General features: G+C 64.9%; 21 protein-coding genes, 3 tRNA genes and 1 pseudogene. 16 read left to right on the forward strand and 9 right to left on the reverse strand.

The window, feature by feature from the left end:
* The first annotated feature begins 186 nt into the window (after nucleotides 1-186).
* From ispD to AB4Y40_RS00195, 3 genes are all read left to right on the forward strand, one after another.
* Nucleotides 187-906 carry a 2-C-methyl-D-erythritol 4-phosphate cytidylyltransferase gene (gene ispD, locus AB4Y40_RS00185; protein ID WP_266233163.1) on the forward strand — a complete coding sequence of 240 codons (720 nt, stop codon included), beginning with the start codon at nucleotides 187-189 and terminating at the stop codon, nucleotides 904-906.
* Between the two features lie 34 nt (nucleotides 907-940).
* Nucleotides 941-1,420: a 2-C-methyl-D-erythritol 2,4-cyclodiphosphate synthase gene (gene ispF / locus AB4Y40_RS00190; RefSeq protein ID WP_368685976.1), complete on the forward strand. Its 480-nt coding sequence runs from the start codon at nucleotides 941-943 to the stop codon at nucleotides 1,418-1,420.
* A gap of 191 nt (nucleotides 1,421-1,611) precedes the next feature.
* Nucleotides 1,612-2,736: an acyltransferase family protein gene (locus AB4Y40_RS00195; protein WP_368685977.1), complete on the forward strand. Its 1,125-nt coding sequence runs from the start codon at nucleotides 1,612-1,614 to the stop codon at nucleotides 2,734-2,736.
* 18 nt (nucleotides 2,737-2,754) lie between these two features.
* On the opposite strand, the gene AB4Y40_RS00200 is transcribed toward AB4Y40_RS00195, so the two are convergent.
* From AB4Y40_RS00200 to ompR, 3 genes are all read right to left on the reverse strand, one after another.
* Nucleotides 2,755-3,303 carry a peroxiredoxin gene (locus AB4Y40_RS00200; protein WP_069268103.1) on the reverse strand — a complete coding sequence of 183 codons (549 nt, stop codon included), beginning with the start codon at nucleotides 3,301-3,303 and terminating at the stop codon, nucleotides 2,755-2,757.
* Nucleotides 3,304-3,476: 173 nt separating this feature from the next.
* Entirely contained in the window at nucleotides 3,477-4,826 is a 1,350-nt protein-coding gene (locus AB4Y40_RS00205) for an ATP-binding protein (protein WP_342923901.1), read from the reverse strand.
* 53 nt (nucleotides 4,827-4,879) lie between these two features.
* Nucleotides 4,880-5,605, reverse strand: a complete 726-nt coding sequence (gene ompR, locus AB4Y40_RS00210) for a two-component system response regulator OmpR (protein WP_035514479.1) — start codon at nucleotides 5,603-5,605, stop codon at nucleotides 4,880-4,882.
* A 260-nt stretch (nucleotides 5,606-5,865) separates the two neighbouring features.
* Here ompR and AB4Y40_RS00215 point away from each other — a divergent pair, with 260 nt between their 5' ends.
* From AB4Y40_RS00215 to AB4Y40_RS00225, 3 genes are all read left to right on the forward strand, one after another.
* Nucleotides 5,866-6,180, forward strand: coding sequence for a hypothetical protein (locus AB4Y40_RS00215; RefSeq protein ID WP_324151198.1), 315 nt, complete (start codon nucleotides 5,866-5,868; stop codon nucleotides 6,178-6,180).
* A gap of 260 nt (nucleotides 6,181-6,440) precedes the next feature.
* Complete coding sequence (locus AB4Y40_RS00220) at nucleotides 6,441-7,940, forward strand: DUF1800 family protein (RefSeq protein ID WP_368686333.1); 1,500 nt, start codon at nucleotides 6,441-6,443, stop codon at nucleotides 7,938-7,940.
* 68 nt (nucleotides 7,941-8,008) lie between these two features.
* Nucleotides 8,009-9,241, forward strand: coding sequence for a DUF1501 domain-containing protein (locus AB4Y40_RS00225; protein WP_368685978.1), 1,233 nt, complete (start codon nucleotides 8,009-8,011; stop codon nucleotides 9,239-9,241).
* 15 nt (nucleotides 9,242-9,256) lie between these two features.
* Here the strand turns inward: AB4Y40_RS00225 and AB4Y40_RS00230 are convergent, their stop codons facing one another.
* Nucleotides 9,257-10,099 carry a squalene/phytoene synthase family protein gene (locus AB4Y40_RS00230; RefSeq protein WP_368686334.1) on the reverse strand — a complete coding sequence of 281 codons (843 nt, stop codon included), beginning with the start codon at nucleotides 10,097-10,099 and terminating at the stop codon, nucleotides 9,257-9,259.
* A 435-nt stretch (nucleotides 10,100-10,534) separates the two neighbouring features.
* Between AB4Y40_RS00230 and AB4Y40_RS00235 the strand changes: the two genes are divergently transcribed.
* Nucleotides 10,535-10,621, forward strand: a tRNA-Leu gene (locus tag AB4Y40_RS00235).
* Nucleotides 10,622-10,764: 143 nt separating this feature from the next.
* Here the strand turns inward: AB4Y40_RS00235 and AB4Y40_RS00240 are convergent.
* Nucleotides 10,765-11,211 (reverse strand): MarR family winged helix-turn-helix transcriptional regulator, encoded by a 447-nt coding sequence (locus tag AB4Y40_RS00240; protein ID WP_368685979.1) that lies wholly within the window; start codon nucleotides 11,209-11,211, stop codon nucleotides 10,765-10,767.
* Between the two features lie 246 nt (nucleotides 11,212-11,457).
* Complete coding sequence (locus tag AB4Y40_RS00245; RefSeq protein WP_368685980.1) at nucleotides 11,458-12,615, reverse strand: glycerate kinase; 1,158 nt, start codon at nucleotides 12,613-12,615, stop codon at nucleotides 11,458-11,460.
* Between the two features lie 417 nt (nucleotides 12,616-13,032).
* Between AB4Y40_RS00245 and tig the strand changes: the two genes are divergently transcribed.
* The 8 genes and pseudogenes from tig (at nucleotide 13,033) to AB4Y40_RS00285 (ending at nucleotide 22,248) form a co-directional block, all read left to right on the forward strand.
* Nucleotides 13,033-14,379, forward strand: a complete 1,347-nt coding sequence (tig, locus tag AB4Y40_RS00250) for a trigger factor (protein ID WP_368685981.1) — start codon at nucleotides 13,033-13,035, stop codon at nucleotides 14,377-14,379.
* 159 nt (nucleotides 14,380-14,538) lie between these two features.
* Complete coding sequence (clpP, locus tag AB4Y40_RS00255) at nucleotides 14,539-15,192, forward strand: ATP-dependent Clp endopeptidase proteolytic subunit ClpP (protein ID WP_042269587.1); 654 nt, start codon at nucleotides 14,539-14,541, stop codon at nucleotides 15,190-15,192.
* A 252-nt stretch (nucleotides 15,193-15,444) separates the two neighbouring features.
* Nucleotides 15,445-16,716 (forward strand): ATP-dependent Clp protease ATP-binding subunit ClpX, encoded by a 1,272-nt coding sequence (gene clpX / locus AB4Y40_RS00260; RefSeq protein WP_028216418.1) that lies wholly within the window; start codon nucleotides 15,445-15,447, stop codon nucleotides 16,714-16,716.
* 191 nt (nucleotides 16,717-16,907) lie between these two features.
* Entirely contained in the window at nucleotides 16,908-19,334 is a 2,427-nt protein-coding gene (gene lon, locus AB4Y40_RS00265; RefSeq protein WP_368685982.1) for an endopeptidase La, read from the forward strand.
* A 316-nt stretch (nucleotides 19,335-19,650) separates the two neighbouring features.
* Nucleotides 19,651-19,941 (forward strand): annotated as a pseudogene (locus AB4Y40_RS00270) (HU family DNA-binding protein); the annotation flags it as partial.
* A gap of 71 nt (nucleotides 19,942-20,012) precedes the next feature.
* Nucleotides 20,013-20,088, forward strand: a tRNA-Val gene (locus AB4Y40_RS00275).
* Between the two features lie 33 nt (nucleotides 20,089-20,121).
* Nucleotides 20,122-20,198, forward strand: a tRNA-Asp gene (locus AB4Y40_RS00280).
* Nucleotides 20,199-20,301: 103 nt separating this feature from the next.
* On the forward strand, nucleotides 20,302-22,248 hold the full coding sequence (locus tag AB4Y40_RS00285; protein ID WP_368685983.1) for a SurA N-terminal domain-containing protein: 1,947 nt from the start codon (nucleotides 20,302-20,304) through the stop codon (nucleotides 22,246-22,248).
* A gap of 93 nt (nucleotides 22,249-22,341) precedes the next feature.
* Here the strand turns inward: AB4Y40_RS00285 and AB4Y40_RS00290 are convergent, their stop codons facing one another.
* Together AB4Y40_RS00290 and AB4Y40_RS00295 are read right to left on the reverse strand one after the other, a co-directional pair.
* The gene (locus tag AB4Y40_RS00290; protein WP_368685984.1) at nucleotides 22,342-22,689 is read right to left on the reverse strand and encodes a hypothetical protein; all 348 of its coding nucleotides are present in this window, start codon (nucleotides 22,687-22,689) and stop codon (nucleotides 22,342-22,344) included.
* 206 nt (nucleotides 22,690-22,895) lie between these two features.
* Nucleotides 22,896-23,648 (reverse strand): arylesterase, encoded by a 753-nt coding sequence (locus AB4Y40_RS00295; RefSeq protein ID WP_368685985.1) that lies wholly within the window; start codon nucleotides 23,646-23,648, stop codon nucleotides 22,896-22,898.
* A 21-nt stretch (nucleotides 23,649-23,669) separates the two neighbouring features.
* Here AB4Y40_RS00295 and AB4Y40_RS00300 point away from each other — a divergent pair, with 21 nt between their 5' ends.
* Nucleotides 23,670-24,416 (forward strand): ABC transporter ATP-binding protein, encoded by a 747-nt coding sequence (locus AB4Y40_RS00300; protein WP_368685986.1) that lies wholly within the window; start codon nucleotides 23,670-23,672, stop codon nucleotides 24,414-24,416.
* Between the two features lie 54 nt (nucleotides 24,417-24,470).
* Here AB4Y40_RS00300 and pgi read toward each other — a convergent pair whose 3' ends face one another.
* On the reverse strand, nucleotides 24,471-26,090 hold the full coding sequence (gene pgi, locus AB4Y40_RS00305) for a glucose-6-phosphate isomerase (protein WP_368685987.1): 1,620 nt from the start codon (nucleotides 26,088-26,090) through the stop codon (nucleotides 24,471-24,473).
* Nucleotides 26,091-26,305 lie beyond the last annotated feature (215 nt).

The following is a 26,305-nucleotide window of genomic DNA, read 5'->3' on the forward strand; positions in this document are numbered from 1 at the left end:
GTTCAGTTCGGGCACGGTGCAACGCCGGAATATGGGGGCCGGTTGGTGGTCTTCAAGCGAATTCGGCGCGGTTTTTCCTTAGGTTGCGCGGGCATTCCATGGCCGTTTTGCGGGCGTCCGGCGTGCGGGTAAGGGACCTATTATAAAATCCGTCCTTTACTTTGACTCATGCGGCTCGCGACACCCGTGACTTCACGCCTCTTTGCCCTGATTCCGTGCGCCGGCACCGGCAGCCGTTCGGGCTCGGCCATGCCGAAACAATATCGAATCGTTGCCGGACGCGACCTCCTGCACTATACGCTCGCCGCTTTTGACGCCTGCAACGAATTCTCGCAGACGCTCGTGGTGATTTCTCCCGACGATAACCACTTCGACGCCCGGCGCTTCGGCGGCTTGCGCTTTGCGGTGCGCCGCTGCGGCGGCGCCTCGCGCCAGGCTTCGGTCTATAACGGCCTCGCCGCGCTCGCCGAATTCGGCGCAACCGACGACGACTGGGTGCTCGTGCACGACGCCGCGCGCCCCGGCATCACGCCCGCGCTGATCCGCGCGCTCGTCGAGTCGCTCAAGGACGACCCCGTGGGCGGCATCATGGCGCTGCCGGTGGCCGACACGCTCAAGCGCGTCGCGCCGAAGGACCCCGCGGCGCCCGGCGCGCATATCGCGCGCACCGAATCGCGCGACGGCCTCTGGCAGGCCCAGACCCCGCAGATGTTCCGCATCGGCATGCTGCGCACGGCCATCGAGCGCGCGCAGCAGGACGGCCACGATCTCACCGACGAAGCGAGCGCGATCGAATGGCTCGGTCACGCGCCGCGGCTCGTGCAGGGCAGCCTGCGCAACTTCAAGGTGACGTACCCCGAAGATTTCGCGCTCGCCGAAGCGATCCTCAGCCGGCCCGCAGAGTAAGCGCGCCGCAATCCCTTTACCCGGAACCCCAACCATGGACATCAGAATCGGACAAGGCTACGACGTGCACGCGCTGGTGCCCGGCCGCCCGCTCGTGCTCGGCGGCGTGACGATCCCCTACGATCGCGGCCTGCTCGGCCACTCGGACGCCGACGTGCTGCTGCACGCCATCACCGACGCGCTGTTCGGCGCCGCTGCGCTCGGCGACATCGGCCGCCATTTCCCCGACACCGACAAGCAGTTCTACGGCGCGAACAGCCGCGTGCTGCTGCGCGAATGTCTGCGCCGCGTGCAGGAGGCGGGCTTCACGCTCATGAACGTCGACACCACGGTGATCGCGCAGGCGCCCAAGCTCGCGCCGCACATCGAATCGATGCGCCAGACGATCGCCGAAGACCTGAACCTGCCGGTCGAGCGCGTCAACGTGAAGGCGAAGACCAATGAAAAGCTCGGCTATCTCGGCCGCAGCGAAGGGATCGAAGCGCAGGCGGCGGTACTGCTGCTGCGCGTGTGAGCGGTGACTACCCTCATTTTGAAGGGTTGAACGGCCCGAGCAGGGCGCGTGCCTGCTCCGCACCTGACGGCGATGATTGCAGCTGCAATCATCGCCGTTGCTTTTCTTGCCGATTAATTTCCATTTTTTTCGTCCCATACTGAACCGGGTAACCGGAAGTGGGGAGGACGATGGCGGGAGTTGAAAGACGCGTGAAAGGCCTCGATGGCCTGCGGGCGCTGGCAGTGGTGCTCGTTTTCCTCTCGCACAAGGCCCACGTCGACGCGATCGACGCGGGCAAGATCGGCGTTTGGCTGTTCTTTCTGATCAGCGGCTATCTGATCATCGGTGAGCTGCATCGCAATCGGGTCCGCATCGAGCAGCACGGCGCGCGCACGGCCGCGCTGCTGTACGTCTTTTTCATGAAGCGCACGCTGCGCATTTTTCCCGTGTATTACCTGCTGCTCGTGGCGCTCACCATCGCGCATGCGAGCTTCTATCAGCGCGATGTCGATCTCGGGCTCGCCTGGCATTTCGTATTCCTCTCCAATTACTGGATCGGCGTGGTGCACGACGGCTGGCCCGGCACCGTGTCGCACTTCTGGAGCCTGGCGGTCGAGCAGCAGTTCTATCTCGTCGCGCCATTCGCGCTGCTGTTCGTGCGCGCCTCGCGCCATCTCATGCTCTGCGCGGTGGTCATCGCGGCGGCTGCGTTCGCGCATCTCGCGCTCTATGCGGAAGGGGCGATTGCGCCGCTCATCTACGCATTCTCGCCGTGGAATTTCGCCATGCTGGCGCTCGGCGGCGCACTGGCGATTGGCGGCGCGCCCGTGCCATTGCGCCCGGGGGCGTTGAGTTCGCTGTGGTTCGTTGGGGCATGTGCGGCGATCGCCAGCTTCGCGCTGGCGCGCGCCGATTGCGCGGACTGCGCCGAAGGCGTGACGAGCGCGACGATGCTGCCGGGCTGCTTCGACATCGGGCTCGCGCTCTCGCTCGGCGCGCTGTTCCTGTGGCTCGTGCGCCGTCAGGACAGCGTGCTGGTCGCGGCGCTGGAACTGCGGCCGCTGGCGTATCTCGGCACGATCAGCTACGGCTTCTATCTGTTTCACAACCTCGTGCCGGCGCGCCTTGGCGTCGCGCCAGGGCTCTATGCGAGGCTCCATGTGCCCGATATTGTACAGCCGGTCCTCGCGCTCGTGCTGCAGTTCGCGCTGGCCGTGCTGCTCGCGCATCTGTCGTGGCAGGTGCTGGAAAAGCGCGTGCTCGAGTGGAAGCGGCCGCTCGAAACGGCGATCCGCAACCGCCTGCCCACCCGCGCCGCCGCGAGCCAGACGTGATGCCCGCCGGCGCGAGGCCTAGAGCGTCCCGCCGCCGACTTCGCGGCCGTCCGGACACAGCTCGCCGGTCTGCAACCCGTCGAGCACGCGCAGCACTTCTTCGGCGCTGCGCCCGACGTTGAGGTTGTTCACCGTGACATGCTGGATCGTGTTGTCGGGATCGACGATGAACGTCGCGCGCAGCGCCACGCCCGCTTCCTTGTCGCGTATGCCGAGCTGATCGATGAGTTCACCTTTCACGTCGCCGAACGAATAGTGATTGAGGCGATCGAGCGTCTTGTCCTCGCGTCGCCACGCGAGCTTCACATATTCGTTGTCGCAGCTGCCGCCCATCACGACCGTTTCGCGGTCATCGAATTCCTTGATGAGCCGTGCGAACGCGACGATCTCGGTGGGGCACACGAGCGTGAAATCCTTGGGGTAGAAGTAGATGACCTTCCACTTGTTGGCGAAGGTCTGCTCGGTGATCTCGGTGAACGCCGATTCGCCGTTTTCTTCGGGATGGTTGAAGCCGGGCTTCGCGGCCGTGACGGTAAAGGCTTCGAGTTTGTCGCCGACGGTTTTCATGGCGGAGGTCCTCAGACGAGAGACGGGCCGGGCGGCCCGCTTTGCCGCCGCGCGCGCGGTGCCAGACTCGGCCACAGGCGGCGGCGTGCCCATGAAAACCATTGTCGCAGGTGCGGGCGGCGCGTGGTGCGACGGTGCGCCGCCGCCGGGTCTCGATCAATAGGGGAGGAGGCTCAAGCGCCCTTGGCCAGCGGGAACTCGATCGTCACCTCGAGGCCGGGGCCCGGCAGCCGGTTGCGCAGGCGCAGCGCGCCGCGATAGCGGCCCACGAGGCGCTGCACGATGGCCATGCCGAGGCCCGTACCGTTGGCCTGCGTGCGGGCCGTATCGACGCGGTAAAACGGCCGCGTGACGAGCGGCAGCTGATCCTCGGGAATGCCCGGGCCTTCGTCGACCACGGAAAGCTCGACGCGCGAATGCGAGACGCGCGTTTCGAGCATGATGTGCGGAATGCCGTCGGTTTCGCTTGCGCCGTACTTGCGCGCGTTTTCGATCAGGTTGCCCACGACGCGGCGCATGTCGGTGTCGTCGGCTTCGATCATGGCCGAAGGCGCGAGCCGCGTGATGAGACGCACGCCGTCTTCGCTCGCCATGCGCGCGGCCATCTCGCCGGCGATGATCGAGAGGTCGACGCGCTCGGGCATGCGCTGGGTCGGCCGTGCGTAATCGAGGAAGCGGCCGATGATCATGTCCATCTGCTCGATGTCGTCGATCATCGCGTCCTTGGTGGCCTGATCGGACGGACTCATCTCCGTCTCGAGCCGCAGGCGCGCGAGCGGCGTGCGCAAATCGTGCGAGATGCCCGCGAGCATCAGCGCGCGGTCGGCCTCCAGCTGCTCGAGGTCGCGCACCATCTGGTTGAACGAGCGATTCGTTTCGGCCGCGACGCCCATGCCGCGCTCAGGCAAGGGCGCGGGCGGCTGCCCCGAGCCCAGCATGCGCGCCGACATGGCGAGGCGCGCGAATGGCCGGTTCACGAGACTCGTGATGAAGGCCGCCCCGAAGAGCGATAGCGCAAGCGCAGAGACACCCCATCCGACCCACTGCAAGCCTGTGACGTTGTCGAGCTGGTCGCGGTCGAGCGCGACCCAGTAGTCGTCTTCGTCGATCTTGAAGCTGATCCACACGCCCGGAATATCGTTCACGGACTGCGCGATGACGGTGTCGTCACCAAGACGCCCGCGGATGTCGTGCTCGATCAGACGATTGAGCGACTCGTCGGGCTGGAGCTTGTATTTGTCGGTGGTTTCGCGCGGGTACACGCGCACGCCCTCGTTGCTCTCGAGATCCTGCAGTAGCGCGCGGCGCAGATCGGGATCGGAGTAGAGGAGCGCCGTGCGCGTGAGCTTGACGATCGCGACGAGCTGGAGCGCCACGCGCTGCGCGCGCGGCTCCCGCTCGATCACGCGAAAGCTCTGGAACCACGCGGCGAGACTCACCGCGATGAGAAGGGCGATCAACAGGAAGGTGCGCCAGAACAGATCGCCGAACGCGAGCGTGAGCAAACGCCGGTCAATCCGCATGGGCCCTTCCCGTTTCAACAGAGGCAGTGCAGACAACGAGACACCATTCAGGATCAGGCGGCGCCGTCGGGAATGAACACGTAGCCGAGGCCCCAGACCGTTTGAATGAAACGCGGGCTGCCCGGATCAGGTTCGATGAGCTTGCGCAGGCGCGAGATCTGCACGTCGAGGCTGCGGTCGAACACTTCGTATTCACGGCCGCGCGCCAGCTCCATGAGCTTTTCGCGCGAGAGCGGCTGGCGCGGGTGACGCGCGAACACCTTGAGCACCGAGAATTCGCCCGTGGTGAGCGGAATTTCCTGGCCGGCCTTGGTGAGCGTGCGCGTGGCGAGATTCAACGCGAATTCACCGAACTCGAACACTTCGGTGGTTTCCGAGGGCGCGCCCGGCAGTTCGGACGGCGCCTGGCGGCGCAGCACCGCGTGAATGCGTGCGACGAGTTCGCGCGGGTTGAAGGGCTTGGGCAGATAGTCGTCGGCACCCATTTCGAGGCCGACGATGCGGTCCACGTCCTCGCCCTTGGCGGTGAGCATGATGATGGGCGTGCGGTCGTTGCTGCCGCGCAGACGCCGGCAGATCGACAGGCCGTCTTCGCCTGGCAGCATGAGGTCGAGCACCAGCAGGTCGAAACGCTCGCGCACCCACAGCTTGTTCATGGCGGGGGCGTTTTCGGCCACATAGACATTGAAGCCTTGCTCGCCGAGGTAGCGGCGCAGCAGGTCCCGCAGTCGGGGATCGTCATCGACAACGAGAATTTTGGACGGGTTTTTGGTTTCCATGCCTGGCATCTTAGCGCGATTGGATACTGATGCGAGTTTGCACCAATTATCAGGTTACAGTCAGTTACAAAATTTACCCGTGCTGTGCCACGACCGCAAGCACCGACAGATAGACTTCTTTACGTAAAGCGGCAGTTCGGTAGATACTTCATTCGACTTTAAAATTCATGCCCGCGCCGAGCCGGGTTCGCACATGTATTCGAGGTAGCCGTTTGCCGCGTCAAGAAGGGAACAAAACGATGGGAGGGGTCAGGCCGACAATGCGCCACACCATGCTTGCACTGGCGCTAGCCGGTGGCGTGGCGGCTGCACTGGAGTCGGTGCCGGCCCGGGCCCAGCCCTCCGCAGACCGCTACGAGAACTCTCAGTCCTCCGCTCGTTCGCCGGGCGGCAAACCGTCGATGCGGCGCGTACGCAGCGACACGATCCCGCGCCCCGCATCGGACATCAACCAGCGTCCCGCAGTTCCCCCCGATCTCGATCAGCGTCGCCGCGACGGCCATATGACGCCCGATGAGCGGCGCCTCCTGCGCCAGCATATCGAAGACGCCGTGCGCGAACTGTACAAGCGCTGATACTGCGGCGCGCGTAAATGCGGCTCTGCTGCGAAAGTGCCGCGATAACGTTTACGCAATTTTCTCTGCGCACCTCGCGCACGCCTTTCTCGCGCCTTTCATGATTTTATCGGCATCGAAGCGCGCATTCGTGCACTCGCGCCGCCGAAATGCGCTGAAAAATACCGTAGCAATTGCACCGTCAACATCCGTTTCGTCACAGCCGTTAAGCCGGTACATTTAATGATCGCGCCGGCGGATTCGTCGTGCGCCCATTCATCATGAGCGACTCCAGACGGTCGAAGCCAAACGCGCAGTCCGCCGCCGGCGCAGCGGCGCCCGACGACGGCGCGGATGCGCTGCTCGACGCCGACGACGCCCGCCATCTCCTCGTGCGCACGGGGTTCGCGCCGCGCGAGACCGAAGTCGAGCCTTATGTGGGGCTCACGCGAGAGCAGGCTGTCGCGCGGCTCGTCGGCGGCACGCGCAGCGAGGCGCTCACGCCGCTGCCCGCGTGGACCGCCGAAGTGCCGCCGAGCCGGGCACAGCGCAGCGCATGGACCCCCGAGGAACGCCAGCAGGCGCAGCGCCAGCGCGGTACGCGCTATGACGAATTGCGCGCATGGTGGCTGCGCGAGATGCTCGTCACGCCTTCGCCGCTGACCGAGCGCATGACGCTCTTCTGGCACAACCACTTCACTTCGGGGCAGGACAAAGTCGGCGAGCCGCAGTTGATGGCCGCGCAAAACGCGCTGTTGCGGCGCGATGCGCTGGGCAGTTTCGCGAGCATGCTGCACGCGCTCGCGAAGGACCCCGCGATGCTGCTTTACCTCGACGGCGCGAGCAATCGCAAGGGCCGGCCCAACGAGAATTTCGCGCGCGAAGTGATGGAACTATTCACGCTGGGCGAAGGGCAGTACTCGCAGCGCGACGTTGCCGAAGCGGCGCGCGCCTACACGGGTTGGAGTCTCGATCCCGACACCCAGGCGTTCGCCTGGCGCGCCGACTTGCATGACGACGGCGAAAAGACGGTGCTGGGTCGCAGCGGTCCGTTCGACGGTGACCAGGTGCTCGACATCCTGCTCGCGCAGCCGCAAACTGCCCGGTATGTGTCGGCCAGACTATGGCGCGAGTTCATCTCCGCAACGCCCGACGATGCGCAACTCGCAAGCGTCGCCGCTCGTTTTCACGCAAGTGGATACGAGATCGGCGCTGCGCTTCGCGCGCTCTTCGTCACTCCCGCGTTCTGGGACGAACGCAATCGGGGCGTGCTCGTGAGTTCGCCGGTGGAGTTCATCGTCGGCACGATGCGGCGCTTCGATGTGGCCTATGGCGATACGCTGCCGTTCGCGCGCCGCGCGGCCGCGTTGGGCGAGAACCTGTTCTATCCGCCGAACGTGAAGGGGTGGCCCGGCGGAGCGTCGTGGATCAACAGCTCGACGCTGCTCGCGCGCAAGCAGTTCGTCGAGCAGCTGTTTCGTGCGACGGAAGCAGGGCGGCCGCATGCTGAGGCCGCAGCGACGAAGATCGCGGCAAGCATGCCGCAGAACGCGCAGAACGCGATGCGGCGTGATGCGTTGCAAGGCGGCATGCGTTTCGATCTGGATGGCTGGCTCTCGCGCTACGGTCTCACTGCCGATGCCACGCCCGGCCTGTCCGCGCAGCTGCAAATGCAGCATGCAGTCCTGCCGCTGGCGCCTGTCGATGCGATTGCAGCTGGTAGCCGTGCGGGTTCATATCTCCAGGCACTGCTGATGGATCCGGTGTATCAGTTGAAGTGAAGCATGAATACGAATAGCCGAATCCCTGGCGGCAATGTGCGCCGCCGCACTGACGAGCGAGGCAAGCCATGAAGCGACGCGACTTTCTTGCAGCCGGTGCGACGGCAGCTGCGGTGGCGGGTACGACGCTATGGCTGCCTCGCGCTGCGCGCGCGCAAGGCACGGTGCCCATGCATCCGGGCATGGCGAGCGGCTACGAGAACCTGCTGATTCTCGTCGAACTGAAGGGCGGCAACGATGGCCTCAACACCGTGGTGCCGTTTGCCGATCCGCTCTACTACAGCTACCGGCAATCGATCGCCGTGCCGCGCGTCCAGGCGATCCAGCTGGACGAGCGCACGGCGCTGCATCCGTCGCTTGCGCCGCTCATGCCGATGTGGCGCGCGCACGAGCTGGCGATCGTCCAGGGCGTGAGCTACCCGCAGCCCAATCTTTCGCACTTTCGATCGATCGAGATCTGGGACACGGCTTCGCGCTCCAACGAATATCTGCGCGAGGGCTGGCTCACGCGCGCGTTCGCACGCGAGCCGGTGCCGCCCGGCTTCGCCGCCGATGCGCTCGTGCTCGGCAGCGCCGAGATGGGGCCGCTCTCGAACGGCGCGCGCGCCATCGCGCTCGTGAATCCCGCGCAGTTCGCGCGGGCGTCGCGCCTCGTCACGCCGGTCTCGCTCAAGGAGCGCAATCCCGCGCTCGCGCATATCCTCGACGTCGAGAACGACATCGTGCATGCCGCCGATGCGCTGCGGCCCCGCCCGGGCAATTACGCGCTGAAGACGGCGTTTCCGCCAGGCGCGTTCGGCACCTCGATCAAAACGGCCATGCAGGCGCTCGCCTCGAGCGACACCCCGCAAGGTACGCCGATGGCGGGGCGCGGTGTCGCGGTGATTCGTCTGACGCTGAACGGCTTCGACACGCATCAGAACCAGCCGCAGCGTCACGCCGACCTGCTGCGCCAGTTCGCGACGGGCATGGCGGCGATGCGCTCGGCGCTCGTCGAACTCGGGCGTTGGGACCGCACGCTCATCGTGACGTATGCGGAATTCGGGCGGCGCGTGCGCGAGAATCAAAGCCGCGGCACCGATCACGGCACGGCTTCGGCGCACTTCGTCGCGGGCGGGCGCGTGGCGGGCGGGCTCTTTGGTCAGGCGCCGCAACTCACACGGCTCGACGGCAACGGCAACCTGCCGGTGGGCGTCGATTTCAGGCAGATCTATGCGACCGTGTTAGGCCCCTGGTGGGGCCTCGACGCGCAGGCCGTGCTGCAGCAGCGCTTCGAGCCGCTGCCGTTGCTGCGCGCGTAGCGCGGCCGCGAGCCCTCAACCGCGCCGCGCGGCGCGCCAGGCGATCCACAGCTTGCGCACCGGCGTGAGCACGATCTGCTGATGCAGCACCTGGTAGCCTTCGCGCTCGACTTCGTCGAGCAGCGCAAGTGCGAGCGCCGCGAGCGCACGCAAGGTGCGCTGCTCGCGGCGCGCCGAAGCGGGAATCGCGTCGAGCGCGGCCTGGACCGATTCGCGCGCGCGCGAGGTCTGGAACCGCATCAGCTCCGTGAACTCTGCGCTGTAGCGCCGGTTGATGAGATCGGCGGCGGTGACGTTGTAGCGCTGCAATTCGTCGATGGGCACGTAGATGCGGCCATGGCGCGCATCGTTGCCGATTTCCGGCACGAACTGCGCGAGCATCAGCGCGTTGCCAAGCGGTGCGGCCCAGCTTGCAACGTCCTGGCGGTCCTCGTCGGTGCGCACGCTGAGTTGCGCGACGAGCGAGGCGAACGTGCCGCCCACGCCCTGCATATAGCGGCGCAGATTCGGCAGATCGAGATAACGCGCCTGCTCGAAGTCCATCTCGAAGCCGGCGAGCAGCGCCTGCAGATCGGGATAGACGGCGCTGGCATCGCCGAGATGCGCGGCGAGCGCCTGGGTGACCGGATGCGCGGGTTTGCCCGCGGCGAGCGCAGCCAGTTCCTTTTGCCACCAGGCGAGCTTGGTGCGGCCGACGGTGGGATCGCTCGTTTCTTTCGCGGTTTCCTCGAGCTCGCGGCGCAGCGCGAAGAGGGCGGTCAGGAGCGGCTGGCGCGCAGCGCGGGCCTGACGCAGCGCATAGTAAGTGCTCGAACCAGGGGGCGCCGCCTTTTGCAGGCAGTAGTCGTCGAAGTTCACGGCGTTCGGAGATGTGGGGCGAAGCGGCTCGCGCGGCGGCCAGAGCGCGCCGCGACGGTAGAGCCGCGATTCTAGCATCGGCGCGGCTTTCGGCCGGCCCGGCAGGGCGCGCCGGTGCATGGATCGATGCACGCGTCGATGCGCTGAGGTGCCCCGTCGCGCACTGTTTTCGGAATGCAGACAAGCGCCAGTCAATCGGTTAGAATCTCGCGCTTGCGCTTTCTGACGCTTAGCTGGACGCGCGCAGCCGGCCCATAATGAAGCATCGCTGCCGGCGGGCGCAGTCAGAAAGCAGGCTGGATTGCGGGCGAGGTGGCCAACACCGCGCCCGGCGTCTCACGAGGACTCGATCAGTCGGCATGTCGCACAGGGTTGTATCGCACGCGTGGTTCGCAGCGGTCCTGCCGGGCGCAAGAAGACAAGCGCAAAGAATTCGCGTGAGTGGCGAAATTGGTAGACGCACCAGGTTTAGGTCCTGACGCCCGCAAGGGTGTGCCGGTTCGAGTCCGGCCTCACGCACCAAAGTAAAAAGGCCATGTACCTTCGGGTACGTGGCCTTTTTGTTTGTGCGCGGCTTGGGCGCGGTCTACGCGAAGCACTCGCGATGGCGGCTTGACGCTGCCCGCCATCTGTTTGGCTTATTGCCTCTGCTCGTTCGGACTGCCTTACAGTTCGCTCTGCATGGCTTCGATCACCTTGTCGAGCGCACGTGCGAGTGCGTCGCGTTCCTTGTCGTCGAGGCTCTCGAAGAGGTCGACATTCCACTTGCGCGCGATGGGCATGACCTTGCGATACAGCGCGCGTCCGTCGGTTGTGAGCGAAACGAGCACGAGGCGTCCGTCCTCCTCGCTCGTGTCGCGCTGCATGAGGCCGCGGCGCATCAGCGCCTCGGCTGCACGGCTTGCCTGGCTCTTGTCGAGATTCGCGTGACGCGCAAGCTCCATCACGGAAAACGGGCCGAACGCCCCCACAGCTGCAATGAGCCGAGCCTCCGGAAGTGTGATGCCGAGCTTCGCCTGGTAGCGTTCGCTCGCGCCACGTTCGGAGAGTTTGTTCAGGACATGCAGCCGATAGGTGAGGAATTGTTCGAGTCCGGCTTTGCTTGCCTTCATGGGAGTCCTGGTCTGGTCGCTTGGGAAGGGCGCGATCGTGTCGCGATTCCATGATTGTTGCCCCATCTTGCGCGCGGGTCAACGCATCCTAACCCTTGTCCAGCGCATCCGATGCGGTGCACGAATCTATTAATCGCTTACTGCGGAATGCGTGATGCGCAGAGGTCATGCGTCTGGCGCGATCCTGCCGCGCGGATTCCGGCAACGAGGCCGGGGCGGCGGGCCCTGGCCTCGTCTGCCCGGATCTTAGTTGGATGTACGCGCAGCGTATTTGAGGCGGGCGAGCTGCTCGGCTTCGTTGGCGAGCAGGCGTGCCGCGTCGCGAATCGCGGTTTCGAGCGTGATGGGGCCCGGCGCGGGCGAGAAGCAGCCGCTGAAGTGCGCCGCGAGCCGCGGCAGGGCGGCGGCGTCCACGGCGCCCGAGAGCAGCGTGGCCGGCACCCCCAGCGCCGCGGCGTGGCGGCAGGCAATGAACGGCGCCTTGCCGTGCAGCGTCTGGACGTCGGAGCGGCCTTCGCCGGTGATGAGCCAGTCCGCGCGATCGAGCGCTTCGTCCAGACCGATGGTGCGCGCAACGACTTCGGCGCCGGGCTCGAAGCTCGCGCCGAGCATGCGCAGCGCGAAACCCAAGCCGCCGGCCGCACCGGAACCGGCTTCGTCGCGTACGCGACGGCCCAGCGCCGCTTCGAGCAGGTCGGCGAAACGGCCGAGCGCCGCGTCGATTGGCGCCACCTGCTCGGGCGTCACGCCTTTTTGCGGGCCGAACACGGCGGTTGCGCCATGCTCGCCCGTGAGCGGATTGTCCACGTCCGACATGCCGACGAACGTTGCCTCGCCAAGCCGCGCGTCGAGCCCGGCAACGTCCACGCGCGCCACTTGCGCGAGCGCTTGCGGCGTGGGCTCGAGGGGTTTGCCGGCGGCGTCGAAGAGTTGCAGGCCGAGGCCCGCGAGCAGGCCCGCGCCGGCATCGTTGGTGCTGCTGCCGCCGAGCGCCACGTAAAAGCGCCGCACGCCTTCGTCGAGCAGCGCGCGGATCGCTTCGCCCATGCCGCGCGTGCTGCGCGCGTCGACCGGCACGCCCATGCCCACGGGGTCCGTGATGCCGACGATCTCGGCGGTCTCGACGATCGCGCTGCCGTCGTGCAGCAGGCCCACGGCAGCGTCGCGCTTCGGCCCCGCTGCGCCTTCCACGTTCAGCACGCGGCGCTCGCCGCCGATCGACAGCATCGCGTCGAGCGTGCCTTCGCCGCCGTCGGCCATGGGGCGGATGCGGATGTCGGCGTCGGCGCGCACGCGGCGGATGCCCTCGGCAATCGCGGCGGCGACCCCGTCCGCGCTGAGCGAGCCTTTGAAAGAATCAGGAGCAATGACGATAACGGGAGCGTCAGTCGACGAATTCGGCATGGTGTCTCTGCTGGAAGAATTGTGTTGGGAGCGGCTGCGGCCGGCGGGGCGTCCGGCGCGAGCGTAAGCTTAACAGCCTCGCCGCGCGGGCTGGATAACGGCGTTGCGATAGCGCGGATCGGAGCGCGTTTCAGGCTCGCAGCGGCTCAAAAGCAGGCCAAAACCGGGTCAAAAACAGCCACATAGCACACTCAAACGGCAATTCCAGTGGGACCGGGAAATAGTTTGCTAAAATACTTGGCTCTTTTGACGGAACCGCACCGCAAGCCGCCCGTTTCGGCGCTGTTGAGCGGCGCACGAGGCGCCTGCGTTCAGCTCCAAAGCGGGTTGCTGGACCACATCGGATCCAGGCGGACCGCGGCTCGCAAAGACCACAGATTACTGATTCGCTCGAACAATTTTAGGACGATTGAAGCCATGGCTAACGTTGTTGAAAACCTCGGCAAGCTCGAACGCCGCGTGACGATTTCCCTGCCGAAGGACGCCGTGCAGAAAGAAATCGAATCGCGCATCCGCAAACTCGCGAAGAACGTGCGCATGCCGGGCTTCCGTCCGGGCAAGGTGCCCCTCAAGATGGTCACGCAGCAGTATTCGGGCCAGGTCGAGGCCGAAGTCCTGAGCGACAAGGTCGGCAAGGAATTCTTCGACATCAGCCGTGCCGAGAACCTGCGCGTCGCCGGCCAGCCGAGCTTCGCGCCGAAGTCGGAAGCCGCTGAAGGCGACTACGCGTTCGACGCGACCTTCGAGGTCTACCCGGAAGTGAAGCTCGGCGACGTCGCGACGGCCGAAATCGAGCGCACGACCACGACCATCACCGAAGCGGAAATCGACCGCACGCTCGACATCCTGCGCAAGCAGCGCGTGCACTTCCACGCTCGCGGCGAAGCCGGCGAGCACGGTGACGGCGGCGCCGACACCGCAGCGAAGGAAGGCGACCGCGTGACGGTCGACTTCGTCGGCAAGATCGACGACGTCGCGTTCCAGGGCGGCACCGCGGAAGGCTTCGCGTTCGTGCTGGGCGAAGGCCGCATGCTGCCGGAATTCGAAAAGGCGGCAATCGGCCTGAAGAAGGGCGAGTCGCGCGAATTCGACCTCGCGTTCCCCGAGGACTACCACGGCAAGGACGTCGCCGGCAAGACGGCGAAGTTCACGATCACGATGCAGCAGATCGAGTGGCCGCACCTGCCGGAAATCGACGCTGAATTCGCCAAGTCGCTCGGCATCGCCGACGGCGACCTCGTGAAGATGCGCGCCGAAATCAAGGACAACCTCGAGCGCGAAGCGAAGCGCCGCACGCAGTCGATCGTCAAGAACCAGGTGATGGACGCACTCCTGAAGATCGCCGAACTCGACGTGCCGAACGCGCTCGTCGAGCAGGATCAGGAACGCCTCGTCGAAATGGCGCGCGCCGACCTCGCGCAGCGTGGCGTGCCCAACGCCAAGGACGCACCGATCCCGGCCGAAATGTTCAAGGAACAAGCCGAGCGCCGCGTGAAGCTCGGCCTCGTGCTCGCCGAACTCGTGAAGGCCAACAGCCTCGAGGCGAAGCCGGAGCAGATCCGTGCTGAAGTCGACGAATTCGCGAAAAGCTATGAGGACCCGAAGGAGGTCGTGCGCTGGTATTATTCCAACCAGCAGCGTCTGGCCGAAATGGAAGCCTATGTCGTCGAATCGAACGTCGTCGACTTCGTGCTCGGCAAGGCCAAGGTGACGGACAAGCAGGTTAGCTTCGAAGAACTGGCAAGCGCGACGGCGCAGGCTTAAATCTGCCCGCTACGGCGTGCCGGCTGTCGGAGCGACCGACGGCCAGCACGCCGTTTTTGTATCCGCAGGTTTTAGCCATGCTGTCCGTGTGGTTGATTTAACCGGGGTCCGTCGCCATACGGGTATATAGAAGAACTTTTCCAGACAAGGATGCACCGCATGACCATTCGCGCACAATCGCTGGATACGTTGACCTCCCACTCGTCGCGGGACTTCGACCCGCAGGCGCTCGGCCTCGTGCCGATCGTCGTCGAAACGAGCGGCCGCGGCGAACGTTCCTACGACATTTACTCGCGCCTGCTCAAGGAGCGCGTGGTGTTCCTGGTCGGCGAAGTGAACGACCAGACGGCCAACCTCGTGGTCGCCCAGCTGCTGTTCCTCGAAAGCGAAAACCCGGACAAGGACATCAGCCTGTACATCAACAGCCCGGGCGGCTCGGTGTCGGCCGGCATGGCGATTTACGACACGATGCAGTTCATCAAGCCGGACGTTTCGACCCTTTGCATGGGCCTCGCGGCCAGCATGGGCGCGTTCCTGCTGGCGTCGGGCGCCAGGGGCAAGCGTTTTGCGCTGCCGAATTCGCGCGTGATGATTCACCAGCCGCTCGGCGGCGCGCGCGGCCAGGCGTCGGACATCGAAATCCAGGCTCGTGAAATCCTGTACCTGAAGGAGCGCCTGAACCAGTTGCTCGCGCACCATACGGGTCAGCCGGTCGAGCGCATTGCGCGCGACACGGATCGCGACAACTTCATGTCGGGTGACGACGCCCAGGCCTACGGTCTCGTCGACCAGGTCCTGCACAAGCGTCCTTGATCTACGCGAGCGGTTTTGCGCGTCCGACCCTGCGAAGGGCGCGCAAGCCGTGACAGAGGCAACGTAAAGGAACACTCGGCCCCCGTACAAAAGGGGATAGCCGACGCCGCGCAGACCTTGTGAAATAATCGGCAAACGCGCTTCGCGGCCTGCGGCCCCCAACGCCGTCACAGCAAGCGGTTCACGCACCCTCCGGCCTCGCCGGGGGAAACGGCGTATCATGTAACAGAGTGTCCGGAGGCTCATTTATCCATGGCGGACAAGAAAGGTTCTAACAGCGAGAAGCTGTTGTATTGCTCGTTCTGCGGCAAGAGCCAGCATGAGGTGAAAAAGCTCATCGCTGGTCCGTCGGTATTCATCTGCGATGAATGCATCGACTTGTGCAACGAGATCATTCGCGACGAGGCCGCCGGTGCGGGCGTCGACGCGGCGCTGTCGCGCTCGGACCTGCCGAGCCCGCAGGAGATCCGCGACATCCTCGACCAGTACGTGATCGGCCAGGAGCGCGCGAAGAAGATTCTCGCAGTGGCGGTGTACAACCACTACAAGCGTCTGAAGCACCTCGACAAGAAGGACGACGTCGAACTCTCCAAGAGCAACATCCTGCTGATCGGGCCCACGGGCTCGGGCAAGACGCTGCTCGCGCAGACGCTCGCGCGCCTTCTGAACGTGCCGTTCGTGATCGCCGACGCCACCACGCTGACCGAAGCCGGTTACGTGGGCGAAGACGTCGAGAACATCATTCAGAAGCTGCTGCAGAACTGCAATTACGAGGTCGACAAGGCCCAGCGCGGCATCGTCTATATCGACGAAATCGACAAGATCAGCCGCAAGTCGGACAACCCGTCGATCACGCGCGACGTCTCCGGCGAGGGCGTGCAGCAGGCGCTGCTCAAGCTCGTCGAGGGCACGATGGCTTCGGTGCCGCCGCAGGGCGGCCGCAAGCATCCGAACCAGGATTTCATCCAGGTCGATACGACCAATATCCTGTTCATTTGCGGCGGCGCGTTCGACGGTCTGGAAAAGGTCATCACCGACCGCACGGAAAAGACCGGCATCGGCTTCGGCGCGAGCGTGAAGAGCAAGCAGGAGCGCGACACCGGCGAAGTGCTGCGCGAAACGGAACCGGAAGACCTGATCAAGTTCGGCCTGATCCCCGAACTGATCGGCCGTCTGCCCGTGGTCGCCACGCTCGGCAAGCTCGACGAAGCCGCGCTCATGAAGATTCTGGTCGAGCCGAAGAATGCGCTCGTCAAGCAGTATCACAAGCTCTTCAACATGGAGCGCGTGGAGCTGGAAATTCGCCCGGCTGCGCTGCAGGCCGTCGCCCGCAAGGCGATCCGCCGCAAGACGGGGGCTCGTGGCCTGCGCTCGATCCTGGAACAGGCATTGCTCGACGTGATGTACGAGCTGCCGGCCATGAAGGGCGTGAGCAAGGTCATCATCGACGACAACGTGATCGACGGCGACGGCAAACCGCTGCTGATCTACGAAGACGCTCCGAAGGTTGCAGGGTCGAACTGATGGTGGTGATCGGCTAAAGAGTTCCGGAAAAGGGCCGTTCATACAATGGGATGAACGGCTTTTTCGTTTAATCTTGTGGTCGATGGCGCACTATTTTGGAGTCACTGAACTTTTCCCACACGCGCGAGGCTTGCAATCGGTATCTCAGGCCTCAATTACCGAACAATTGATTCCACTCATGGGGAAATGAAATGTCAGGAACCCAACTCCTCCCGCCGGAACGCACCACGCTCCCGCTGCTGCCGCTGCGAGACGTCGTAGTCTTCCCGCATATGGTGATTCCCCTTTTCGTGGGCCGACCGAAATCGATCAAGGCCCTCGAAGCGGCTATGGAAGGCGGCAAGCACATCATGCTCGTCGCGCAGAAGACCGCCGCGAAGGATGAGCCGACCGAAAAAGACATGTACGAAGTAGGGTGTGTCGCCAACATCCTGCAAATGCTCAAGCTGCCCGACGGCACCGTGAAGGTGCTCGTGGAAGGGCTGCAGCGCGCGAAGACGCTTTCCATCGAAGAGCAGGAAACGCAGTTCTCGTGCGAAGTGATGCCGCTCGAACCGGACCACGCCGACAGCGCAGAAACCGAAGCGCTGCGCCGCGCGATCGTCTCGCAGTTCGACCAGTACGTGAAGCTCAACAAGAAGATCCCGCCGGAGATCCTGACGTCGCTGTCAGGCATCGACGAGGCCGGTCGTCTTGCCGACACCATCGCCGCGCATCTGCCGCTCAAGCTCGACCAGAAGCAGGACATCCTCGAGATGTTCCCGGTCGTGGAGCGTCTGGAGCACCTGCTCGCGCAACTCGAAGCCGAAATCGACATTCTCCAGGTGGAGAAGCGCATTCGCGGCCGCGTGAAGCGCCAGATGGAAAAGAGCCAGCGCGAGTACTACCTGAACGAGCAGGTCAAGGCCATCCAGAAGGAACTGGGTGAAGGCGAAGAGGGTGCGGATCTCGAAGAACTCGAGAAGCGCATCACGGCCGCGCGCATGCCCAAGGAAGCCAAGAAGAAGGCCGACGCCGAGCTCAAGAAGCTCAAGCTGATGTCGCCGATGTCGGCGGAAGCCACCGTCGTGCGCAACTACATCGACACGCTGATCGGCCTCCCGTGGCGCAAGAAGAGCAAGGTCAACAACGACCTCTCGAACGCCGAAGCCGTGCTCGACGAAGACCACTTCGGTCTCGAGAAGGTGAAGGAACGCATTCTCGAGTATCTCGCGGTGCAACAGCGCGTGGACAAGGTCAAGGCGCCGATCCTGTGCCTCGTCGGGCCTCCGGGCGTCGGCAAGACCTCGCTCGGGCAGTCGATTGCGCGCGCAACGAACCGCAAGTTCGTGCGCATGGCGCTGGGCGGCGTGCGTGACGAAGCCGAGATCCGCGGCCACCGTCGTACGTACATCGGGTCGATGCCGGGCAAGATCCTGCAGAGCCTGGCCAAGGTCGGCGTGCGCAATCCGCTCTTCCTGCTCGACGAAGTCGACAAGATGGGCATGGATTTCCGCGGCGATCCGTCGTCGGCGCTGCTCGAAGTGCTCGATCCGGAACAGAACCACACGTTCGCCGACCACTACATCGAAGTCGATTTCGACCTCTCCGATGTGATGTTCGTCGCCACGTCGAACTCGCTGAACATCCCGCCGCCGCTGCTCGACCGGATGGAAGTCATCCGTCTGTCGGGTTACACGGAAGACGAGAAGGTCAGTATCGCCCAGCGTTATCTGCTGCCGAAGCAGAAGAAGAACAACGGGCTGAAGCCGGGCGAGATCGAGGTGACCGAAGGCGCGATCCGCGACATCATTCGCTACTACACGCGTGAAGCGGGCGTGCGTTCGCTCGAGCGCGAAGTGTCGAAGATCTGCCGCAAGGTCGTGAAGATGCTGCTGCTGAAGAAGGCCGACAAGGCCGTCACGGTGGACAGCGCCAACCTCGACACCTTCCTCGGCGTGCGCAAGTACGACTTCGGTCTGGCCGCGAAGGAAAACCAGATCGGCCAGGTCACGGGCCTCGCGTGGACGGAAGTCGGCGGCGATCTGCTGACGATCGAAGCGGCGGTCATGCCCGGCAAGGGCAACGTGATCCGCACGGGTTCGCTCGGCGACGTCATGAAGGAATCGGTCGAAGCGGCACGCTCGGTGGTGCGTTCGCGTTCGCGTCGTCTCGGCATCAAGGACGAAGCGTTCGAGAAGCAGGACATCCACATCCACGTGCCGGAAGGCGCAACGCCGAAGGACGGTCCGTCCGCAGGCGGTGCGATGACGACGGCGCTGGTGTCAGTGCTCACGGGTATTCCGGTGCGCGCCGATGTGGCGATGACGGGCGAGATCACGCTGCGCGGCGAAGTGCTGCCGATCGGCGGGCTGAAGGAGAAGCTGCTCGCGGCGCATCGCGGCGGCATCAAGCTCGTGCTGATCCCGGAAGAGAACGTCAAGGATCTCACCGAGATTCCGGACAACGTGAAGAACTCGATCGAAATCGTGCCGGTCCGCTGGATCGACAAGGTGCTCGAACTCGCGCTCGAACGTGTGCCGCAACCGCTGCCGGAAGAAGAAGTGAAGGCCGAGGATGCCAAGGCGCCCGTGGCCGAATCGAAGGATGCCGCCGCGACGGAAGTCGTCAAGCACTAAGCCTTCGGTACACCTTCAGTACCCCTTCAACAAGCCGCGCTCCTGCGCGGCGCGTTGGACCCCAGAAAGCCCGCGGCATGCTCCGCGGGCTTTTTATTTGCGTCACGATTCTTGACGTTGTGATGACAACCAGCGGTCTTTTCCGCCATTTCCCACTTGTTCGAATACTCCCTCGACTAATCCCTCGAATCCCGCGCCGAATCAGGCTCAACCCCGCTTGACACGGCACTATCGGCCCCGTTAAATGGGCGGGCCCCGCGCTATGGCGGGGACGTCTATCCAATAAGTTGACCTTCTTTCTTACGTTTACCCAAACACATTCTCGGGGGCTGGAATGAATAAAACGGAACTGATTGACCATATTGCGCAACAAGCCGACATTTCGAAGGCGGCTGCGGGACGCGCACTCGACGCCGTGATCGGCGGCGTCAAAGGGACGCTCAAGAAGGGCGGCTCGGTTACGCTCGTCGGCTTCGGCACGTTCGCCGTCGGCAAGCGCACGGCGCGCACGGGCCGCAATCCGCGGACCGGCGACGCGATCAAGATCAAGGCGGCGAAGGTGCCCAAATTTAGGCCTGGCAAAGCGCTGAAGGATGCGCTAAACTAGCGGGCTCGCTACCTGAAGGGTGGCGCAGCAGAAGTCGCAGCACTGGAAGCAGCGCAGGAAAGCATGAAGCTGGGTGCTTAGCTCAGTTGGTAGAGCGGCGCCCTTACAAGGCGTAGGTCGGGAGTTCGAGCCTCTCAGCACCCACCACAGCTTCGGTTCCGGTACGTAGCGCACCCGCACGGAGCGGTAGTTCAGTTGGTTAGAATACCGGCCTGTCACGCCGGGGGTCGCGGGTTCGAGTCCCGTCCGCTCCGCCAAGGATATCTCGACAAGAAGGCGAACTCCGGTTCGCCTTTTTTGTTGGCCGCTGTTGTAATATCGGGCGTTCCATTTTTTGGCGCCATCAACGTCTGGTCACGCATGCTCGACTTTTTCCGCAATCACAAACGCCTGATGATGTTCATGCTGCTCCTGGTCGTCTTGCCAGGGCTGGGCTTCGTCGGTATTCAAGGTTTCCGCGGCTTCTTCGATGAAAGCGCGAACGTCGCAAGCGTCAACGGGCACAAAATCACGCGTGCCGAGTACGACAACGCCGCGCGCCAGCAGCTCGACCAGGCCCGCCAGGTCCTCGGCGCCCAATTCGACGCGAGCATGTTCGACACGCCCCAGCACCGCAAGGACATCCTCGACGGTCTGATCCAGCAGCGCGTGCTCGTGGACGAAACGCAGCGCCTGCATCTCACCGCCTCGGACGACGCCGTGCGTCGCGCGCTGCTCGCCGACCCGGTGATCTCGTCGCTCAAGAATCCCGACGGCTCGATCAATCTCGACCAGTACAAACAACTGCTCGCCATGCAGGGCATGACGCCCGAGCAGTACGACGAGCGCGTGCGCTATAGCCTCTCCATGCAGCAGCTGCCGGCGTCGATCATCAGCAGCGCGTTCACGCCGAAGGCGCTCGCGCAGCAGCTCACGGGCCTTTCGGAGCAGCAGCGCGAAGTGCAGGGCCTCGCGTTCCACGCGAGCGACTATGCGCCGAAGGTGCAGCCGACCGACGCGCAACTGCAGGCGTACTACGACGCGAACAAGAACGCTTTCGCCACGCCGGCCACGGCGCAGATCCAGTACCTCGTGCTCTCGCCGGCGACGGTTGCCGCCGGCGTGCAGCCGAGTGACGCCGATCTCAAGAAGTACTACGACGACAACATCGCGCACTATCGCACGCAGGAAGAAGTGCGTGCGAGCCACATCCTGATCACGGTGCCGAAGGACGCGAGCGCCGACGTGCGCAACGCCGCGAAGCAGAAGGCCGAATCGATCCTCGCCGAAGTGAAGGCGCATCCGGATCAGTTCGCGCAGATCGCGCAGAAGGAGTCGCAGGACCCGGGTTCGGCCTCGAAGGGCGGCGACCTCGGCTACTTCGGCCCCGGCATGATCGCGGGCGGCCAGACGTTCGACGCTGCGGTCTTCAAGCTCAAGAAGGACGAGATCAGCGACGTGATCCAGTCGGACTTCGGCTATCACATCGTCAAGGTCACGGACCTGAAGCCGGCGGTCACGAAGCCGTTCGACGACGTGAAGGCGCAGATCACGAACGACGTGAAGGCGCAGCAAGCCGCGAAGCTGCTCGCCGACGCGAGCGATGGTTTCACGTCGGTGGTCTACGAGCAGGCCAAGAGCCTGCAGCCGGCCGCGGACAAGTACAAGCTGACGATCCAGACGGCCACGGTCACGCCGAAGCCGAATGCCGCGCTGCCGCCGGATAGCCCGCTGAACAACCAGAAATTTCTCGCCGCCGTATTCGCGAGCGACTCGGTGAACCAGCACAACAACACCCAGGCGATCGACGTCGGCAACAACACGCTGATTTCGGCTCACGTGACGAACTACCAGCCGGCCGCCGTGCCCGCGTTCGCCGCGGTCAAGGATGCGGTGCGCCAGAAGGTGGTCGCGCAGCAGGCCGCCGACATGGCGCACAAGGACGGCGAGGCGAAGCTCGCGGAGCTGCAGAAGTCGAAGTCGACCGACGGCTTCTCGTCGGCGCTCAAGGTGTCGCGCAACGACGCCCAGGGGTTGCCGCCCAGCGCGCTGTCCGCCGTCTTCAAGGCCGATTCGCAGAAGCTGCCCGCTTACGTGGGCGTGGACCTCGGCAACGACGGCTACGCGATCTACCGCGTGAACAGCGTGACCAACGGTCCGGCCGCAGAAGGCCCGCGCCTGGCCGCCGCGCAGCAGCAGCTGGCCCAGGTGGACGGCCAGTCGCAGGTGCAGGCGTACCTCGACGCGCTGCGCGAGCGCGCGAAGGTGAAGCTCTACGGCTCGCTCAGTTCGGCCAGCCAGTCGGGCGACGGCGACGGCGCCCAGTAAGCCCGACCCGCATCAGCCCGCCGGCGTCGAGAGCCGGCACAAAAAAAGCCCCGCGAAACACTGCGGGGCTTTTGCGTTCTGGCGAGCGCGAAATCAGAGGCAGGCGCTGATGTCGCTGGTGGCGTCTCCACCGGCGCCGCCGCCGGAGCGGAAGCCGACCCACGTCTTCGCGCTGGCGCTCCACGCCGGGCGTACCGTTGCCGCTGCGCCGTTAGGCGGCTGCTGGCCAGGGACGTAGACGTCGACAGCCTGGCCGTTGGCGAGCACGGACTGCGAGATGACTTGCTGCTGCGACTTGTCGGACCATTTTTGTGCGATGCATTGCGCAACCGTTGCAGGCGGTTGCTGGCTCGTGCCGACGGACTGCGCTCCGCTCGGCATTGGCTGATTGGCGCAGGCAGCAAGTGCTGCCGTAACGACAATGAGAGGTAAATATTTCACGCTTCTTCCCTCCAGTCAGGGTCGGTCGGATTCAGACAGCGAAGCTTCGCGGGCTCGCGTGTCTGACGCAAGCGGTGGCCAATGGCGCGACGCGGTTGCCCGCCGCCACGCTGGCTGAGAGGCTCGAGCGGCTTGAACGCGCCAAGGTTGGGGCCCTGAGAAAGGGTGCCCGGTGAGGACGCCCGCACGCTTGCCCAGCTGCCGCCTCAGCGCCGCACGCCGCTGCCGAGCAGCGGCTTGAGCGTTGGCCACACGTTGTCGAGCAGCAAAGGCTGTGCCTGCTGGGTGGGATGGATCTGGTCGGCCTGGAAGAGTTCGGGCTTGTCGGCGAGGCCAGCTAGCAGAAAGGGCACGAGCGGCACGCTCAGTTCCTTCGCAAGCCGCTCGTAGATGGCGTGGAAGTCACGCGTATAGTCGACCCCGTAGTTGGGCGGCACGTACATGCCGATGAGCACGGGTTTCGCGCCGCCCTTGCGGATCTGCGTGACGATGGCGCGCAGATTGCTGTCGGTCGTCGTGAGCGGTACGCCGCGCAGTGCATCGTTGGCGCCCAGTTCGACGATCACGATCGCGGGCTTGATGCGCTGCATGACGAGCGGCAGGCGCGTGAGTCCGCCGCTGCTCGTGTCCCCGCTGATGCTCGCATTCGCAACGTTATAATCGATCCGCTCGCTGGTGAGCCGCTGGCGCAGCAGGGCCACCCAGCCTGTATCGCGCGGCAGGCCGTATTCGGCGGAAAGGCTGTCGCCGAGCACGACGATGTTCGGTTTTGCCGTGGCGGCGGGGTTCGTCGCCGCGTTGGCCGTGGAGACGGGCGTGGCCGCGAGCGCGGTGCCGGTCGTGCCATAGAAGGCGCCGAGCAAGACGGCAGCGGTCAAGGCGGCGATAGCGGCAAACGCGCTGAAGCGGGACCGGGCGCGGGAAAGGGTGGCGCGCCGCGCGGCGCGCTTCTGGTTCACGGCTAACCTGTGCGTCATCATGTGCGAATGAATAGCGATCCAGTCATCGAAGTACGGGGTTTGAGCAAGCGGGTCACCGACGCCACCGGCGAGCTGACGATCCTCGACGGCATCGACCTCACCGTGCAGGCCGGCGGGAGCGTGGCGATCGTCGGCGCTTCCGGTTCCGGCAAGTCGACGCTGCTCGGCCTGCTGGCCGGCCTCGACAGCGCGAGCGCGGGTTCGGTGCGCCTGCTCGGCCATGAGCTTACCGGGATGGCCGAAGATCAGCGCGCGGCGCTGCGCAACGGCTCGGTGGGCTTCGTGTTCCAGTCGTTCCAGTTGATGCCGCATCTCACCGCATTGGAGAACGTCGCGCTGCCGCTCGAACTGCAGGGTGGCATGTCGACGCGTGATGCTTTCGCCCGCGCGCGCACGCTGCTCGAGCGCGTGGGTCTTGCCGAGCGCACGGGCCACTACCCGAAGCTGCTCTCGGGCGGTGAGCAGCAGCGCGTGGCGCTCGCCCGCGCGTTCGTGACGCGCCCGGCCGTGCTGTTCGCCGACGAGCCCACCGGCAGCCTCGACGCCGCCACGGGCCACGCCGTCATCGACCTGATGTTCGAACTCAATCGCGCCAACGGCGCGACGCTCGTGCTCGTCACCCACGACGTCGATCTCGCGCAGCGCTGCGACGCCATCATCACGATCGAAGCGGGCCACCGCGTGCCCAACGCGCCGCATGGCGCGGCATCCTCTCGTAACGCGAACAATGTCGAAGCCGGGCGTTAGCGCCTGACCGGTGAACGGCGTGCACAGTGCATGCGCACGCCGGTTCCCCGCGAGTTAGCGCTTGAGCGCCGCACGGGCGCGCGCGATCAGCGCGGCCGTGGACGAATCGTGCGGCTTCACATCGGCGCTTGCGGCGTTCAGGTCGGCTTCGACCACCTTGCCGAGGATCTTGCCGAGTTCCACGCCCCACTGGTCGAACGGATTGATGTCCCACACGGAAGCCTGCACCAGCACCTTGTGCTCGTAGAGCGCGATGAGCGCGCCGAGCGAGCGGGCCGTGAGCGCATCGACGAGCAACGTGGTGGTCGGGCGGTTGCCGGGGAACATGATGTGCGGCACGAGTTCGGGCTTGTCCGCGCCGGCAATCTTCTTCGCTTCTTCCTCGGTGCGGCCAAGCATCATCGCCTCGCTCTGCGCAAAGCAGTTCGCGAGCAGCTTCGGATGATGGTCGGCCAGCGGATGCTCTGGTGTGAGCACGGCGATGAAGTCGATCGGCACGATCGTCGTGCCCTGGTGCAGCATCTGGAAGAACGCGTGCTGGCCGTTCGTGCCGGGCTCGCCCCAGGTGATCGCCGAGGTCGCGTAATCGACGAACTTGCCGTCGAGGCGCGCCGACTTGCCGTTGCTCTCCATTTCGAGCTGCTGGAGATACGAAGGCAGGAAGTGCAGCGCTTCGGAGTAGGGCGCAACGAGATAGCTCTGCGAGCCGAAGAAGTTGCGATACCAGATGCCGATCATGCCGAGCAGCACGGGCAGGTTCTTTTCCAGCGGCGCTTCGCGGAAGTGCTTGTCCATGTCGTGCGCGCCGGCGAGCAGTTCGTCGAACTGCTGCGGCCCGATGGCGATCATGATCGAGAGGCCCACGGCCGACCACAGCGAATAGCGGCCGCCCACCCAGTCCCACATCTCGAACACGTTCTCTTTGGCGATGCCGAACTTCACGACTTCGGACGGATTGGCCGAGACGCCCACGAAGTGCTTCGCGAGTTCGCCTTGCGGACAGCCGTGCTTGACGAACCAGTCGCGCATCGACAGCGCGTTGGCCATGGTTTCGAGCGTCGTGAACGTCTTCGACACGATGATCGCCAGCGTTTCTTCCGGATCGATGTTTTCGATCGTGCGCCACAGGTCGGCGCCGTCGACGTTCGAGACGAAGTGCGAGGTGATCTCGGGCAGCTCGAGATGCTTGAGCGCATGCACGACCATTTTCGGCCCGAGGTCTGAGCCGCCGATGCCGATATTCACGACATGGCGGATGCGCTTGCCCGTGTAGCCGGTCCATGCGCCGCTGCGCACGGCGTCGGCGAACTTCGCCATCTTCGCGCGCTCGGCGGCGATCTGGGCGTGGAACGGGGCGTCGGCTTCGGTGGCGCGCAAGGCGGTGTGCAGCGCCGCGCGGCCTTCAGTCGGATTGACGACTTCGCCCTTGAACATCGCATCGCGGCGCGCTTCCACGCCGGCCTCGCGAGCGAGCTGCACGAGCAGCTTGAGCGTGGCGTCGGTGATGCGGTTCTTCGAGAAGTCGGCGCCGAGGCCGGCGCCTGCGAACGTGAAGCGTTCGGCGCGCGTCGGCGCAGGGTCGTTGGCGGGGGCGAACCAGTCGCGCAGCTTTTCGTCGCGGATCTGTTCGTAATGCGTCTGTAGCGCGGACCAGGCGGGGAGCGGATTCGTCATGTTCGTCTAGCGAGGGATCACGAATGGAGGGCGGCAGGTGCGGTTCGCCGGTCAGGCCGAACGCGCTTCGCGCGCCGCGGGGAAGCACGGGCCGCCTTGGGTGCAAGGTGGCGTGCGGAGGATCAGTATAGCGGCCTCGCGCGACACTGCGCAGCGTTGTAATGCCTGCGGCTGTGCCGCGTGCGGGAGGTGGCGCGAGCGTCGTCGTGAAGCAA

Origin of the sequence: Paraburkholderia sp. EG287B, assembly GCF_040965595.1 — a bacterium.
Classification (GTDB): Bacteria; Pseudomonadota; Gammaproteobacteria; order Burkholderiales; family Burkholderiaceae; genus Paraburkholderia.

What these genes read in the sequence shown, in the direction of transcription:
- ispF (WP_368685976.1), top strand. Translation starts at nt 941, where the DNA reads ATGGACATCAGAATCGGACAAGGCTACGACGTGCACGCGCTGGTGCCC.
- AB4Y40_RS00200 (WP_069268103.1), bottom strand. Translation starts at nt 3,303, where the DNA reads ATGAAAACCGTCGGCGACAAACTCGAAGCCTTTACCGTCACGGCCGCG.
- AB4Y40_RS00205 (WP_342923901.1), bottom strand. Translation starts at nt 4,826, where the DNA reads ATGCGGATTGACCGGCGTTTGCTCACGCTCGCGTTCGGCGATCTGTTC.
- ompR (WP_035514479.1), bottom strand. Translation starts at nt 5,605, where the DNA reads ATGGAAACCAAAAACCCGTCCAAAATTCTCGTTGTCGATGACGATCCC.
- AB4Y40_RS00215 (WP_324151198.1), top strand. Translation starts at nt 5,866, where the DNA reads ATGCGCCACACCATGCTTGCACTGGCGCTAGCCGGTGGCGTGGCGGCT.
- AB4Y40_RS00220 (WP_368686333.1), top strand. Translation starts at nt 6,441, where the DNA reads ATGAGCGACTCCAGACGGTCGAAGCCAAACGCGCAGTCCGCCGCCGGC.
- AB4Y40_RS00225 (WP_368685978.1), top strand. Translation starts at nt 8,009, where the DNA reads ATGAAGCGACGCGACTTTCTTGCAGCCGGTGCGACGGCAGCTGCGGTG.
- AB4Y40_RS00240 (WP_368685979.1), bottom strand. Translation starts at nt 11,211, where the DNA reads ATGAAGGCAAGCAAAGCCGGACTCGAACAATTCCTCACCTATCGGCTG.
- AB4Y40_RS00245 (WP_368685980.1), bottom strand. Translation starts at nt 12,615, where the DNA reads ATGCCGAATTCGTCGACTGACGCTCCCGTTATCGTCATTGCTCCTGAT.
- tig (WP_368685981.1), top strand. Translation starts at nt 13,033, where the DNA reads ATGGCTAACGTTGTTGAAAACCTCGGCAAGCTCGAACGCCGCGTGACG.
- clpP (WP_042269587.1), top strand. Translation starts at nt 14,539, where the DNA reads ATGACCATTCGCGCACAATCGCTGGATACGTTGACCTCCCACTCGTCG.
- clpX (WP_028216418.1), top strand. Translation starts at nt 15,445, where the DNA reads ATGGCGGACAAGAAAGGTTCTAACAGCGAGAAGCTGTTGTATTGCTCG.
- lon (WP_368685982.1), top strand. Translation starts at nt 16,908, where the DNA reads ATGTCAGGAACCCAACTCCTCCCGCCGGAACGCACCACGCTCCCGCTG.
- AB4Y40_RS00285 (WP_368685983.1), top strand. Translation starts at nt 20,302, where the DNA reads ATGCTCGACTTTTTCCGCAATCACAAACGCCTGATGATGTTCATGCTG.
- pgi (WP_368685987.1), bottom strand. Translation starts at nt 26,090, where the DNA reads ATGACGAATCCGCTCCCCGCCTGGTCCGCGCTACAGACGCATTACGAA.